Annotated in this window: 17 protein-coding genes; 10 read left to right on the top strand and 7 right to left on the bottom strand. The window is 63.3% G+C overall.

The features are described from left to right. Positions 1-10 precede the first annotated feature (10 nt). The 6 genes from CO676_RS34850 (at position 11) to CO676_RS28945 (ending at position 4,292) form a co-directional block, all read left to right on the top strand. Positions 11-220, top strand: a complete 210-nt coding sequence (locus tag CO676_RS34850) for a hypothetical protein (RefSeq protein ID WP_014762390.1) — start codon at positions 11-13, stop codon at positions 218-220. 430 nt (positions 221-650) lie between these two features. Continuing rightward, positions 651-1,385: a GntR family transcriptional regulator gene (locus tag CO676_RS28965; protein WP_014762388.1), complete on the top strand. Its 735-nt coding sequence runs from the start codon at positions 651-653 to the stop codon at positions 1,383-1,385. Positions 1,386-1,408: 23 nt separating this feature from the next. After that, entirely contained in the window at positions 1,409-2,194 is a 786-nt protein-coding gene (locus tag CO676_RS28960) for a transporter substrate-binding domain-containing protein (protein ID WP_014762387.1), read from the top strand. Between the two features lie 67 nt (positions 2,195-2,261). Further along, on the top strand, positions 2,262-2,933 hold the full coding sequence (locus CO676_RS28955; RefSeq protein WP_014762386.1) for an amino acid ABC transporter permease: 672 nt from the start codon (positions 2,262-2,264) through the stop codon (positions 2,931-2,933). Next, positions 2,930-3,589, top strand: coding sequence for an amino acid ABC transporter permease (locus CO676_RS28950; RefSeq protein WP_097523631.1), 660 nt, complete (start codon positions 2,930-2,932; stop codon positions 3,587-3,589). Before CO676_RS28955 ends, CO676_RS28950 begins: the two co-directional genes overlap by 4 nt. Beyond that, positions 3,567-4,292: an amino acid ABC transporter ATP-binding protein gene (locus CO676_RS28945; protein WP_097523630.1), complete on the top strand. Its 726-nt coding sequence runs from the start codon at positions 3,567-3,569 to the stop codon at positions 4,290-4,292. Before CO676_RS28950 ends, CO676_RS28945 begins: the two co-directional genes overlap by 23 nt. Before the next feature lie 44 nt (positions 4,293-4,336). Here CO676_RS28945 and CO676_RS28940 read toward each other — a convergent pair whose 3' ends face one another. The 3 genes from CO676_RS28940 to CO676_RS28930 form a co-directional block, all read right to left on the bottom strand. Beyond that, a complete protein-coding gene (locus tag CO676_RS28940; protein ID WP_014762383.1) occupies positions 4,337-4,654 on the bottom strand; it encodes a cupredoxin family copper-binding protein in 318 nt (105 codons plus the stop codon). A gap of 8 nt (positions 4,655-4,662) precedes the next feature. Next, entirely contained in the window at positions 4,663-5,187 is a 525-nt protein-coding gene (locus tag CO676_RS28935; RefSeq protein WP_014762382.1) for a DUF4142 domain-containing protein, read from the bottom strand. A 76-nt stretch (positions 5,188-5,263) separates the two neighbouring features. Next, positions 5,264-5,947 (bottom strand): RNA polymerase sigma factor, encoded by a 684-nt coding sequence (locus CO676_RS28930; protein WP_014762381.1) that lies wholly within the window; start codon positions 5,945-5,947, stop codon positions 5,264-5,266. 462 nt (positions 5,948-6,409) lie between these two features. Here CO676_RS28930 and CO676_RS28925 point away from each other — a divergent pair, with 462 nt between their 5' ends. Continuing rightward, positions 6,410-6,694, top strand: a complete 285-nt coding sequence (locus CO676_RS28925) for an acylphosphatase (RefSeq protein WP_041415024.1) — start codon at positions 6,410-6,412, stop codon at positions 6,692-6,694. A 236-nt stretch (positions 6,695-6,930) separates the two neighbouring features. On the opposite strand, the gene pcaF is transcribed toward CO676_RS28925, so the two are convergent. Genes pcaF through CO676_RS28910 form a run of 3 tightly spaced genes read right to left on the bottom strand, consistent with a single transcriptional unit; the run spans position 6,931 to position 9,792 of the window. Continuing rightward, a complete protein-coding gene (gene pcaF, locus CO676_RS28920; protein WP_097523629.1) occupies positions 6,931-8,133 on the bottom strand; it encodes a 3-oxoadipyl-CoA thiolase in 1,203 nt (400 codons plus the stop codon). Then, on the bottom strand, positions 8,133-8,924 hold the full coding sequence (locus tag CO676_RS28915) for a CoA-transferase subunit beta (protein WP_097523628.1): 792 nt from the start codon (positions 8,922-8,924) through the stop codon (positions 8,133-8,135). Before CO676_RS28915 ends, pcaF begins: the two co-directional genes overlap by 1 nt. 10 nt (positions 8,925-8,934) lie before the next feature. Beyond that, positions 8,935-9,792, bottom strand: a complete 858-nt coding sequence (locus CO676_RS28910; RefSeq protein WP_097523627.1) for a CoA transferase subunit A — start codon at positions 9,790-9,792, stop codon at positions 8,935-8,937. Between the two features lie 180 nt (positions 9,793-9,972). On the opposite strand from CO676_RS28910, the gene CO676_RS28905 reads away from it, so the two are divergent. Continuing rightward, positions 9,973-10,728, top strand: a complete 756-nt coding sequence (locus CO676_RS28905; RefSeq protein WP_097523626.1) for an IclR family transcriptional regulator — start codon at positions 9,973-9,975, stop codon at positions 10,726-10,728. Positions 10,729-10,780: 52 nt separating this feature from the next. Here CO676_RS28905 and CO676_RS28900 read toward each other — a convergent pair whose 3' ends face one another. Then, positions 10,781-12,376, bottom strand: coding sequence for a winged helix-turn-helix domain-containing tetratricopeptide repeat protein (locus CO676_RS28900; RefSeq protein ID WP_097523652.1), 1,596 nt, complete (start codon positions 12,374-12,376; stop codon positions 10,781-10,783). 247 nt (positions 12,377-12,623) lie between these two features. Here CO676_RS28900 and CO676_RS28895 point away from each other — a divergent pair, with 247 nt between their 5' ends. Then, positions 12,624-13,376 carry an SDR family oxidoreductase gene (locus CO676_RS28895; RefSeq protein WP_014762374.1) on the top strand — a complete coding sequence of 251 codons (753 nt, stop codon included), beginning with the start codon at positions 12,624-12,626 and terminating at the stop codon, positions 13,374-13,376. A gap of 66 nt (positions 13,377-13,442) precedes the next feature. Next, on the top strand, positions 13,443-13,861 hold a 419-nt coding region (locus tag CO676_RS28890; protein ID WP_144340217.1), incomplete at its 3' end, for a biotin/lipoyl-binding protein.

Below are 13,861 nucleotides of genomic sequence, written 5' to 3'. Positions count from 1 at the left end.
GGGTTTCCCAATGACGATCCTTTTCGATGACAGCGTGCTGGCTGACTATCATCAGTTCCTTGTCGCGGATGCATTGAGCGGCTCGGATCTCGCTGTGAACTGGACAGCGGGGGACCTCGGCGCCCGACTGCTCGTGGGGGAACAGAGCCTCATCGCTATGACTGCACGCAACACGGCGTCCGACTTATCGTCGAACTGCACCAGCACCAGCCGAAAATAGGTCTCGAAGATGCGGACCATGTCGTCATTGGCGGATTTTACACATCGGGCGAAATCGTCATCGCGGGCCTGAACGACTATTTGCCGGACGCCCGCCCTGTTGCGGTTCCCGCCGGTCCCTTGTGTGCCATGGTGGTATCGAGCGGACTTGGCAGGCTGAGCAAAAACGGCCTTGAGGGGGATGATCACTATGCGGTGCATGTCTGGCCCGGCAAGGCCGAGGAGGTCGTTGTGCTGCGCCAGTGGGAGGGTGACTAGCCCCTCCGGCATAGCGCAACCTGCTGCTTTATGGGCTGGTCCATTTGATGAAAAGATAAGCAGATGCTGATGGGCGGACCGCTCCTCGCCTAAACAGGCGGCATTGGGCGGAGCGTGCCGCCGAAAAAACACCACCGTATAATCTTGGCACGCCGCTTGCTTTCCAATCTTGTATGCAAGATTTGTCGCCACAACAGAACGGTCAGACCGGCATCGACGAAGCCATCGTCTCCGGCATCCTGTCCGCCCGTATTCGGCCCGGCACGCGGCTGGGCGAAAGCGAGGTTGCCAGCCTCTTCAGCGTGTCACGCACTAGGGTGCGGGAGGCGATGATGCGGCTCGAACAGCGCGGCATCGTCAAGGTCAGCCCACGGCGCGGCTGGTTCGTCGTCGAGCCTTCGGCCGAAGAGGCGATGATGGTCTACGCGGCCCGCCGTGTCATCGAGGCGGGGCTGTTGCGCAGCATGGACCGACTGACCGAAAGCGGCCGCGACACGCTCCATGCACATCTTGCCGAGGAAAAGCTGGCGATTGCCGCCGGCGACCGGCAGCGCCTCACGTGCCTGATGGGCGACTTCCATATCCGCATCGCCGAACTCTCCGGTAACGCCACCCTCGTCGAGATCCTGCGCGACCTGACGGCGCGCACCATTCTTATCTCTCTGCTCTATCAGTCCGATTTCCATGCCATGCAGTCGCATCTCGGTCATTGCCGCATCGTCGCGGCGATGGAGGAGGGGGATTTCCTCAAGGCAGCAGCACTTTCCGTCGAGCATCTGGACGAGGTGGAGACGGGGCTGGATCTCACCCGCCGTCCCGATCCGCTTGCTGATCTCAGACACTCCCTCTCGCTTCCGCCGCAGACGCCGATTGCGCCTTCGAATGCACCCCGCAAATCCAAACCATGAAATCAACAGAGGAGAATGACCCAATGCTTTCAAGAAGATTGTTCATCGCGATGACGGCAATGGCCGCTGCGGTCGGCTTTGGCTCCGTGGCGCAAGCCGATGCACTCGGCGACATCACCGCCCGCGGCACGATCCGCGTCGCCGTACCGCAGGACTTCCCGCCCTTCGGCAGCGTTGGTCCCGACATGACGCCGGCCGGCTATGATATCGACATGGCCAATCTGATCGCCGAGAAGCTCGGGGTGAAGGTCGAGCTGGTGCCGGTCACCAGCGCCAACCGCATTCCCTATCTGCAGACGAACAAGGTCGATCTCGTCATTTCGAGTCTCGGCAAGAACCCGGATCGCGAAAAGGTCATCGACTTCACCGCTGCCTACGCGCCCTTCTACAACGGCGTCTTCGCGCCGGCCGATTTCGTGGCCACGAAGCCGGAAGAGCTTGCCGGAAAGACCGTCGGCGTTACCCGCGGCGCCGTCGAGGATCTGGAACTGACCAAGGTCGCACCGGCCGATACGGTCATCAAGCGCTATGAGGACAATAACGGCACGATCTCGGCCTTCCTTTCGGGTCAGGTCGAAGCGGTCGCGACCGGCAACGTCGTCGCAGCGGCGATCCTCGCCAAGAACCCGCCGAAGCGCCCGGAGCTCAAGTTCCTGATCAAGAACTCGCCCTGCTATATCGGCCTTTCCAAGGAGCAGCCGGCGCTGCTCGAGAAGGTCAACGGCATCATCGCCGCCGCCAAGGCCGACGGCAGCCTGAACGCCATTGCGCAGAAATGGCTCGGCGCGGATCTGCCGGCCGAGCTCTGATCACGAGGCAGGCGCCAACTCCGCCCAAGGGCTGGCGCCATCTCGCTTTGCAAACAGGGGTGCGCCTTTGAATTACCAATTCGAATTCGGCTGGCTCTTCGAATACTACCCGCAGATCGTCAAGGGGATCGGCATTACGATCCAACTGATCGCCGTCGGCGCGGTGGCCGGCATCTCGCTCGGCATCGTCTGCGCCTGGGTGAGGGCGCTCGGCCCCGCCTGGCTGAGGCCGGTGGTCGCCACCTATGTGGAACTGATCCGCAACACGCCGTTCCTGATCCAGCTCTTCTTCATCTTCTTCGGTCTGCCGTCGCTCGGCGTGCAGCTCAGCGAACTCCAGGCGGCCAATCTCGCCATGATCGTTAATCTCGGCGCCTATAGCTCGGAGATCATCCGCGCCGGCATCCAGGCGACGCCGAGGGGCCAGTTCGAGGCGGGCGCCAGCCTCGCCATGACGCCCTTCGAAACCTTCCGACATGTGGTTCTCATCCCGTCGCTTGAGCGAATCTGGCCGGCGCTCTCCTCGCAGGTCGTCATCGTCATGCTTGGTTCCGCCGTCGTCTCGCAGATCGCCGCCGAGGACCTGACCTTTGCCGCCAATTTCATCCAGTCGCGGACCTTCCGCGCCTTCGAGGCCTATATGATCTCGACCGCCGTCTACCTTCTGCTTGCCATCCTGCTCCGTCAAATGCTCGGGATGGTCGGTTGGCTGATCTTTCCGAGGAGGTCGGCGCGATGATCGAGTTCACCATCTGGGACATCCTGCGCAACCTCTTGCTCGCCACCCGCTGGACGATCGCGCTGTCGCTGGTCTCCTTCATTGGCGGCGGCATCGTCGGGCTCGTCCTGCTTTTCTCACGCATCAGCCGGCGTAAATGGCTGCGGGCGCTAGCGAAATACTACATCGAGCTGTTCCAGGGCACGCCGTTGCTGATGCAGCTTTTCATCGCCTTCTTCGGGTTCGGCCTCTTCGGCATCGACGTGCCGGCCTGGCTTGCGGCGGTCCTGGCGCTGATCCTGTGGAGTGCCGCCTTCCTGGGCGAGATCTGGCGCGGCTGCGTCGAGGCGATCGCCAAGGGGCAGTGGGAGGCGTCGGCCAGTCTCGGCATGGGGCGGCTGCAGCAGATGCGTTACGTCATCCTGCCGCAGGCGATGCGGATTGCCGTGCCGCCAACCGTCGGGTTTTCCGTGCAGGTAATCAAGGGCACGGCGCTCACCTCGATCATCGGCTTCGTCGAACTGTCAAAGGCCGGCACCGTCGTCACCAACGCCACCTTCCAGCCCTTTACCGTCTACGGCCTCGTGGCCCTTATCTATTTCGCGCTCTGCTGGCCCTTGTCGAAGAGTAGCCAGATTCTCGAAAGGAAGCTCAATGTCGCTCATCGAAATCACTGACATCCGCAAGAGCTTTGGGTCGAACGAGGTATTGAAGGGCATCAATCTCGATGTCGAGCCCGGAGAGGTGATCGCCATCATCGGCAAAAGCGGCTCGGGCAAGTCGACGCTGTTGCGCTGCATCAACGGGCTCGAAACGATCAGCGATGGCGCGATTTCGGTCGCCGGAGCACAGCTTCTCGACGATGAAGCGCACTTGAAGGCGCTGAGGCTGAAGGTCGGCATGATCTTCCAGCAGTTCAACCTCTTCCCGCATCTGACGGTCGGCGGCAATGTCATGCTGTCGCAGATGGTCGTTCGCAAGACGCCGAAGCCGGAAGCGGAGGCGATGGCCCGCAAGATGCTGGAGCGCGTCGGCCTCAGCCAAAAATTCGACGCTTATCCGGACGAACTCTCCGGCGGCCAGCAGCAGCGCGTGGCGATCGCCCGCGCGCTTGCCATGCAGCCGATCGCGCTGCTCTGCGACGAGATCACCTCGGCGCTCGATCCGGAGCTGGTGGCGGAGGTGCTGGCCGTCGTGCGCGAGCTTGCCGCCGAGGGCATGACGCTCCTGATGGTGACGCATGAAATGAAGTTCGCCCGTGACGTCTGCTCGCGCGTCGTCTTCATGCACCAGGGACGCGTCCACGAAATCGGTCCGCCAGATGAGGTTTTTGCCAATCCGCAGACGCCGGAACTGAAGCAGTTCCTCGGCGTGCATTGAAAACCGGATCGCGGACGGCCGGCAGAAACGCCGGCCGTTGCAGGTCAGGGCCGCACGGTGATGCGGCCTTTCATATTGGGATGATAGCGGCAGATATAATCGAAGCTGCCGGGCTCTTGCAGCAGAAGGCTGCCTGATTTCTTGGCCGGGAGCAGCACTTCTGCACCGCCTTTCAGGGTGGCGGTGTGGACGAGGGCATCCTTGTTCACCCACTCGATCTCATCGCCCACTTTGGCTTCGATTTCTGCGGGCGCGTAAACCAGGCGATCGATCGTCACCTCAATGGTTTCGGCCTGCGAAGGAGCGGCGACGGCGGCCGCTCCCAACATGAGAGCGAGAATGGCTGCTCGCGTTGGCAACATTTCCGCGCTCACTTCAATTCGGTCGCGACATGCTCCGCATGTTGCTGATGGCCCTGGAACAGCTTCAGCCCGGTCTCGAGCAGACCCTTTAGTTCTCCGTTCTGGGCGGCCGGGATCAGCAGGGTTTCTAGCGCGCCATTGACCTGCTTGTGATAAGCGACCTCGTGCTCGACATAGGCCTTGTCGAACTCCGCGGCGGAAAGCTTCGCCAGTTCCTGGCGCTTCGTTTCGGCGGCTTGAGAGAGAGCCTTGCTTGTGTCGTTGTCTTCGGGCGTAACGTTGAGCTTCTTGACGAGATCGAGGGCCTGTTTGTTCACCGCGTCGTGGTCGCGCACCATGGTCTCTGCGAACTCGACGACGGCCTTGTTCTTCGACATGGCGATCGCCTGTTTCGCCGCCTCGATGTCGAGCACGCCGGCCGTGTAGGCGATATGGGCAATCTGCGGATCCGTCGGCTTGTCGGCGCCGATCGCTCCATTGGCACCAAAGAGCAGGGCAATGACGGTTGCCGCGGTCGTCAGTCGGATGGTCATGGGATGTTCCTTCCTCGAAGATCAAAGCGTTATGTTGACGTGCTTTGGATGCTTCGCGGCTTGGAACGTTCCCGTTTTATCTGCGGCTTGGTTCGGCCAATTGATGCGAGATGCGGGCGAGGACGGCTGCGGTCAAACGCTCGCAGCGTTTACCGGCAAAGGGGAAGGCGTCGAGCAGGACGGGGCCGATCTGCCGTTCCAGTTGTTCTTTCAGGAGGTGGCGGGCCCGATGCAGTCTGGTGCGGGCGGTTTCCGGCCGTAGACCGAGCAACGCGGCGGTCTCCTCGTTGCCGATCCCCTCGATCACCCTCAGCACAAACACCGTCCGGTAGGTGTCCGGAAGATGATCCGTCAGCTTTTCGACCAGATCGAGAATCTGCCGTTGCGCCATCGTTCTTTCCGGATCGTTGCTGTTCGAATTGAGGGGAAAGGCAATGACCTCGGCCTGATGCGACTGCCGCATATCCTCGACGAGCCTCATCTGGCGTCGCCGCTTTCGCAGGCGGCCGAGCGCCTCGTTGATGACGATGCGCGCGAGCCAGGTCGTGACGGTGGAGTCGCCGCGAAAATCTTGAAACCGCGTGAAGGCGCGGACATAGGCCTCCTGCAGCACGTCTTCCGCGTCGCTGTCGTTGCGCAGGATGCTGCGAGCGATCCGGTAGAGCTTGCGGTTGTGCGCCTGCATGATCGCGCGGAATCCTTCGATATCCGGCGCGGATCGCGGGTGATTGAGCGAACGGTGATTTTCGGCAACGGGCATGATCGGCTCCTTGTCGCGGATTGGATGCCCTAACTCCTGAAACGTTCCCAAATTACCGCCGGCTTTCCTCCGAAACCAGAGCGATCCACCGAGCGTCTGCAGCCGCCAATAGGCGATCCGTGTCTCTCGGGCGAATACGGGACTGTATTTCGGCTGGAAAAAGAGAAGGCCCGGCGCGGGAGGAGGTGCGCCGGGCCTTCGATCCTGATCAGCAACTGGGAGGAGGAGGGTTGCCGATCCCTCGATAGAGCCGGGAGGAGGAGTGCTCTATCGATAAGTCATACAATAATGTTGCAATGCAGCAATTGCAAGAGCAAAAACACAAAAATTTATCTGGCCGGTAAAAACATGACGGAAAATTGCGACAACGATAGGGCGAGTCGTAGGCGGGTGACGAGCTCGCAGCGCTTGCCTTCGCGGCATTCTGCGCCAGATTCGCAAAGAAAGAACGAGGAGGCGGCCATGACGGAGGAGCGCAAGGTGGCTTTGGTCCGCATCACCGGCAGGGTGCAGGGCGTGTGCTTCCGCGTCTGGACGCGCGACGAGGCGGAGCGGCTTGGATTAACAGGCTGGGTGCGTAACGAAAGCGACGGTTCGGTGACGGCTTTGATCTCCGGGCCGGATGCGGCCATCGACACGATGCTTGCCCAGTTCTGGAAAGGGCCGCCGGGCGCTTCGGTGGCCAGCGTCGCGAGTGAGGACGCTTCCTCCGTTCGCCCACCTGTCGGATTTCAGATCACCCATTAGCAGGCGTTCTCGCGATGTGCAGTTGAATGGTCCCCCTCATCCGGCCTGCCGGCCACCATCTCCCTGCAAGGGGGCGAAGCAGACTCGCGGTACCCGCTCGCCCCAGTCGGTGCGGCTGAAGAAAGACGAAGCGATCGCAAATGTCTCCTCGCCCCGCTTGCGGGGAGAGGGCTAGGGTGAGGGGCGATTGGAGCCGCCACTCGAGTCAGCCCGTCGCCAAAAACGAGCGGGCCGCGTCAGACCCGCTCCAGTGCCACGGCGATGCCCTGGCCGACGCCGATGCACATGGTCGAGAGCGAATAGCGCCCGCCCGTCTCGGCAAGCTCCAACGCCGCGGTGCCGGTGATGCGGGCGCCGGACATGCCAAGCGGATGGCCGAGCGCGATCGCGCCGCCATTGCGGTTGACGCGGGGATCGTCGTCGGCAATTCCGAGCTCGCGCAGCACTGCCAGACCCTGGCTGGCGAAAGCCTCGTTGAGTTCGATGACATCGAACTGGTCCTGCGTCATGCCGAGCCGCGCCATCAGTTTTTTGGAGGCGGGCAGGGGGCCGATCCCCATAATGCGCGGCGGCACGCCGGCGGTGGCGCCGCCGAGGATGCGGGCGATCGGCTTCAGTCCATGTTTCCTTGCTGCCGCCTCCGACGCGATGATTAGCGCCGCCGACCCGTCGTTGACGCCGGAGGCGTTGCCGGCGGTGACGCTGCCGCCTGCGCGGAATGGCGCCCTCAGCTTGGCAAGCGCCTCGATCGTCGTGGCGCGCGGGTGCTCGTCGCGGTCGACGACGATAGGTTCGCCCTTCTTCTGCGGGATGGTGACGGCGACGATCTCCTTGCCCAGACGACCGTTTGCCTGCGCGGACGCGGCCTTCGCCTGGCTGCGTACCGCGAAGGCGTCCTGATCCTCGCGCGAAACTTTGAAGTCTTCGGCGACGTTCTCGCCGGTCTCCGGCATCGAGTCGACGCCGTATTGCGCCTTCATCAGCGGATTGACGAAGCGCCAGCCGATCGTCGTGTCGTGGATTTCGGCGTGCCGCGAGAAGGCGCTGTCGGCCTTGGGCAGGACGAAGGGTGCCCGCGACATTGATTCGACGCCGCCGGCGATCATCAGCTCAGCTTCGCCGGCCTTGACGGCGCGGCCAGCGGCGATCACCGCATCCATGCCGGAGCCGCAAAGCCGGTTGATCGTCGTGCCGGGAACAGTGACCGGCAGCCCGGCAAGCAGCACCGCCATGCGCGCAACGTTGCGGTTGTCCTCGCCCGCCTGATTGGCGCAGCCGAAGATCACGTCGTCGACTGCCTCCCAGTCGACCGACCCATTGCGCTCGGCGAGCGCCTTCAAGGGGACGGCGCCGAGGTCGTCGGCCCGCACCGCGGCGAGCGCGCCGCCGAATCGGCCGATCGGCGTGCGGATATAGTCGCAGATGTAAGCGTCGCGCATCAGGCTGCCTCCTTGCCGGTGCCGGTACCCTCATGGGCCTTCTTGGTGCGGGCGTTGATGTCGCGCAGCACCGAAAGCTCCGTCTCGGTCGGCGCAGGCGTCTCAATGACGGACGCGGCGAATTTGATCGCCCAGCCGCAATTCTCGATGATTTGTTCGCGGCCGACGCCGGGATGGATCGAGACGACGGTCACTTCCTTCGTCACCGGGTCGGGCTCGAGGATGCAGAGATCGGTGATGACGCGCGTCGGTCCTTTGGTCTTCATGCCGAGCCTCTCGCGATGATCGCCGCCCTCGCCATGACCCATGGAGGTGACGAAGGGCAGTTTCTCGACGAAACCGCGCTTCGAAAGTGCCATGGTGATGAAGATGCGGCCGCAATTGGAGGCGATCTCCGGCGCGCCGCCGCCACCCGGCAGGCGGACCTTCGGACGATCATAGGGGCCGACGACGGTGGTGTTGAGGTTGGCAAATTTGTCGATCTGCGCACCGCCGAGGAAACCGGTGGTGATGCGGCCGCCCTGCAGCCAATAGCGGAACATTTCCGGGACCGAGACGGTGAACAGCGCCGTATCGCAAAGCTCGCCGTCGCCGATCGACAGCGGCAGGACGTCCGGCTTGGTGCCGACGGTGCCGCTCTCGTAGATGAGCGTAATGTCGGGCGCGTGCGTGAGCCGGGCGACGTTGCAGGCGGCCGAAGGCGCGCCGATACCGACGAAGCAGACGTCGTTATTGGAAAGCTCGCGGGACGCGGCGATGGTCATCATTTCGGTGGGCGTGAAATCCGTCATCGTCTCCTCCTCACGCGGCCTTGGCCGACTTTGCGGCATGCTCGGCGAAATCCTCGGGCTTCGCGTCGAGCACGTTCTCCTTGATCCAGGCGGTGAAGCTCTCCCGGCCGCGGGCGATCTCGTCCCAGCGGATGTAGAAGGCGTTGGAGCGCGGATAGTAGCCATGCGCGTAGGATGGGAAGGCGCCGCCGGGTACATGGGCGACGGCGGTCACCGCCCAGGTCGGCAGCACCACGGAATTGGGGGAGGGCGGCGAGAGCTCCTCGACAATCTCTTCCACAGTGACGATCGAGTGCTTCGCCGCAAGCACCGCCTCCTTCTGGACGCCGACGATGCCTTCGAGCAGCACATTGCCTTTGCGGTCGGCGCGCTGCGCGTGAATGATCGTCACGTCGGGACGGATCGCCGGGACGGCGGCGAGTACTTCGTTTGTGAAGGGGCAGGTGACGCTCTTGATGTTGGAGTTCACCTTCGGCAGGTCGGCGCCGATATAGCCGCGCAGCATGGCGAAAGGCAGGTTCGCCGCGCCCGCCTCATAGGCGTTGGCCATCGCCGCATGTGAGTGCTCCTCGATCTGGAGCGGCCGCGGCCATTGGTTCTCGACCGCATCGCGGAAGCGGTGCAGCGAGCCGACGCCGGGATTGCCGCCCCAGGAGAATTTCATGCCGCGGGCGGCGCCGACGCCGATCAGCTGGTCGTAGAGGATGTCCGGGGTCATGCGTACCAAGAACAGATCCTTCCTGCCCTGGCGGATCACCTCGTGACCGGCAGCATAGGGGATGAGGTGCGTGAAGCCCTCCATGGCGACTGTGTCGCCGTCCCGGACGTTTTGCGCCACCGCGTCGGCGAGCGACATTATGCGAGCCATCCAATTCCTCCTCTGTTTGCCGCCTGGCGGTGCGTCTTGCCTCGAACGGATAGGCGTCCGGCAGCGGCGATTGCCGGGAATAAGCGCTCATTTCCGTCGATCGTCAAATATTTTGTGCGATATTTGACATTTGTTCGTATATCGCACAAAGTAAAAGCGAGGTTGATGAGGGGGAGAATCATGCGGGATACGGATTTCGTCAGCGGCTTCGCACGCGGTTTGAAAGTCATAGAAGCCTTCGGCGAGGCGCAGCCGCGACTGTCGATTGCCGAGGCATCGAAACGCACCAGCCTCGACCGTGCGACCGTGCGGCGCTCGCTGCTGACGCTCGCGGAACTCGGCTATGCCGATTATGACGGCAAGTTCTTCACCCTGACGCCGAAGATCCTGCGGCTCGGCCACGCCTATCTCTCGGCGACGCCGCTGCCGGCGATCGTCCAGCCCTATCTCGACCAGCTCTCGGAAAGGGCCGGGCAAAGCGCCTCGGCCTCGGTGCTCGATGGCACGGAGGTCGTCTATGTGGCCCGCGCCTCGCAGCGCCGGGTGATGTCGATCAACCTGATGCCCGGTTCGCGGCTTCCCGCCTACTGCGCTTCGATGGGAAGAGTGCTGCTTGCCGCACTTCCTGAAGTTGAGGCGCGGGAGATCCTCAGCCGCACTGAACTCAAGGCCAACACGCCGCGGACGAAGACAGATCCGGACGAACTGATCGCGGAATTGCGCCGGGTTCGCGAGCAGGGCTATGCGGTCATCGACCAGGAGCTCGAACTCGGGCTTTGTTCAATTGCCGTTCCATTGATGAATGCGCGCGGACAGGTGGTCGCGGCGCTCAATATCGGGGCGCCTGCCGCCCATGTCGCCGCTTCCGATCTGGCGGAATGCTATCTGCCCATGCTCCGGGAGATGCAGGCCGCGCTGCGGCCGCTGGTGCAGTAGTTGCGGCGTTGCGACCCAATCGAGAAAAGTGGAGGACGGCATCGTGCCGCGGTCACTCGGGCAACCCGGCCAGCCGCAATCCATCCGCGAACCGCGCCAGATCTTCCGGGCGATGAATCGGGAGCCAGTCCCTGAGATTGGAGACGCGGAGCGACGGATCGAGCCTGCGCAGGTGCTGCATCGCTTGCTTCGCCTTGTCCGTCCGTCCGGCAAGCGCGTGGCTCGCCGCCGCCAGGGCGGCCGCCGGGAGCAAGCTGGGCAGGTTTCCCAGCGCCTTTTCCGCCCAGGCCGTGGCGAAATCGAAGCGCCCCGCAAAAAAATGTGCCAGCGCCATCCCCACCTGCATCCTGAACATTTCCGGATCCAGCGGGCTCAGGCGAACGGCATTCGCCAAGTGTTCGATCGCGGCGTCTGTTTCACCGCGAAGCGCGCGCAGGGCGCCCCCGAGGAACCAGGCGGGGGCGAGGTTCGGGTTGAGCAGCACGGCCCTGTCGATGAGCGCAATGCCGCTGTCGAGGTCGCCGACCAGATGGGCGAGCGCATGCCCGCCTCTCGTCAGTGCCACCGCATCCTCCCGGCCGAGCTCCACCGCCAGCCGCGCCAGCCGCGCACCCTCGGCGATCTCGCTCGGGCGGTCGGCCATCCAGCCGTTCACCTTGCGCCAGAAATGGCACCAGGCCGCCATGCCGAAGGCCGATGCGAATTCCGGGTCGAGCTCGGTAGCCTTGTAAAACAGAGGCAGCGCCGCCTCGATGGCTTCTCTTGTTCCGCTGTGCAGCTTCGCCATGCCACGCAGATAATAGTCGTAGGCGTCCAGGCTTTCCGTCGGCTTGCGCTTGGCGCGCTCGATCTCCGCCCGTTCGAGCTGCGGTGATATCGCGCCGACGACGCTTTCGGCCATCCGGTCCTGCAGTTCGAAAATGTCGTCAAGCGTGCCTTCGAAGCGCTCCGCCCAGAGATGCGTTCCGGTCGTGGCGTCGATGAGCTGGCCGGTGATGCGCACCCTGTTTGCCGCCTTGCGCACGCTACCCTCCAGCACGTAGCGCACGCCAAGCTCCTGGCCGACGTCCTTCACGTCCACCGCCCTGCCCTTGTAGGTAAAACTCGAATTGCGCGCGATGACGAACAGCCAGCGGATACGCGACAGGGCGGCAATGATATCCTCCACCACGCCATCGGCGAAATATTCCTGCTCCGGATCGCCGCTCAGGTTCTGGAAGGGCAAGACGGTAATCGAGGGCTTGTCCGGAAGGACAAGCGCGGAGGGAGGCTCGCTCGATTCGGTGGAGGCGTGTCCGACAGTTCCTGCGCCGCCGGTCTGTAGCGCGTCCCCGATCTCGCCGATCATGATATCGCCAATGAAACGGAAGCCCTTGCGGGCGACTGTTCGGACCAGGCGCTGCTCTTCGCCACTGTCGCCGATGGCCTTGCGAACCGCGTTGATGTGACTGGTGATCGTCGATTCCGAGACGATCCGGCCGCTCCATACCGCCTGCAGCAGATCGTCCTTGCTGACGACGCGGTCACGGTTGATGATCAGATGGAGCAACAGGTCGAAAACCTGCGGTCCGACGGTCACGACTTGCGAGCGCAGGGTGAGTTCCCGGCGCTCGGGGTCGAGCACGTAGTCTCCAAATGCGAATTGCACGTCGCGTGTCCCTCGGCCGGGTGCCGTCGGCTTCATGGCCGGGGCAACGGCGAATGTTCCCGTCCATTCGATAGCACGGCAACGCCTGGTTAGAGAATCCATCCCCGTCGGGCAATCCGTCTTGGACGAATAACCAAGCTTCCCTCAAGGTCAATTCAAGCACGCCGCAAGGACTTCCCGCAAGCTTGCAGGCACTCTCCATCAAGTCGACGGCAATGGGTGCGGTCGACAGAAGCGGAGAGAAGCCATGAAGATCGTCGTCATCGGAGGCACCGGCCTCATCGGATCGAAACTTGTCAAGAACCTCAGAGAGCGCGGCCATGACGTCCTGGCCGCCGCCCCCAACACGGGTGTGAACACCATCACCCGCGAGGGGTTGGCCGAAGCGATGGATGGCACCGAGATTGTCGTCGACGTGGCGAACGCGCCGGTGTGGGAAGACAAGGCCGTCCTCGAATTCTTTGAGACCTCGGGCCGCAACCTGCTGGCTGCCGAAGCTGCCGCCGGCGTGCGCCACCACGTTGCCCTGTCCATTGTTGGCAGCGAAAGGCTTCCCGAGAACGGCTATTTCCGGGCGAAGGTCGCGCAGGAAAACCTCATCAAGGCGTCCGGCATTCCCTACACCATCCTGCGTGCCACGCAGTTCTTCGAATTTGTCGGCGGCATTGCCGAGTCGGCCGCCGTCGGCGAGGAGATCCGCCTATCGCCGGCGCTGTTCCAACCGATCGCATCTGAAGACGTGGCGGCGGCGCTCGCCGAAGTCGCCGTCGCACCGCCGGTCAACGGCACGGTCGAAGTCGCCGGTCCGGAGGCGATCCCGCTCGACGAAGTGGTCCGGCGTTTCCTCAGCGCAACGCAGGACACGCGCAAGGTCGTGCCAGACGTCCACGCGCGCTACTTCGGCGCCGTTCTGGACGATAAATCGCTGACCCCCGGCAAGAACCCGCGCATCGGCGCGATCCGTTTCGAGGACTGGCTCGCGCAGCAAGCCGCGAACTGAAGCTCCCCACGGACCCGTCAGGCGGCGGCCCGGTTCCGGGCTGCGCCTTCAACAGGACATGAGAAAATGGATTCGCTTGAGAACAAGGTTGCCCACGTCACCGGCGGAGGTTCCGTGACCGGAACTGTCGGGACGCGGCAGAACAAGAGAAAGATGATCGGCCTGCTGCTGTGCCTCGGCGCCGTGGTGGTTGTGGCTGCTGGATGGGCCAAGGCTCGCTCGAGCGGCGAGGCGTCGACCGACAACGCTTACGTCCGCGGCGATGTTACCTCGCTCGCTCCGAAGGTTGCGGGTTACGTCACGGCGGTAGATATTAAGGACAACCAAGCCGTCCAGGCGGGCGACATCCTGTTCCGGATCGACGATCGCGACTACCGGGCACGGCTTGCGCAAGCGGTCGCCAACGTCGAAGCGGCGGAGGCTAGGCTCGTCAATGTCGATGCGGAGACAAAGCTTCAGCATGCGCTCATCCGGCAGGCGGAGGC

It is taken from the genome of Sinorhizobium sp. BJ1, assembly GCF_002531555.1.
Taxonomy (GTDB): domain Bacteria; phylum Pseudomonadota; class Alphaproteobacteria; order Rhizobiales; family Rhizobiaceae; genus Sinorhizobium; species Sinorhizobium fredii_B.
The sequence above is the reverse complement of the archived record's forward strand: the minus strand, read 5'-3'. Positions and strand labels throughout refer to the sequence as shown.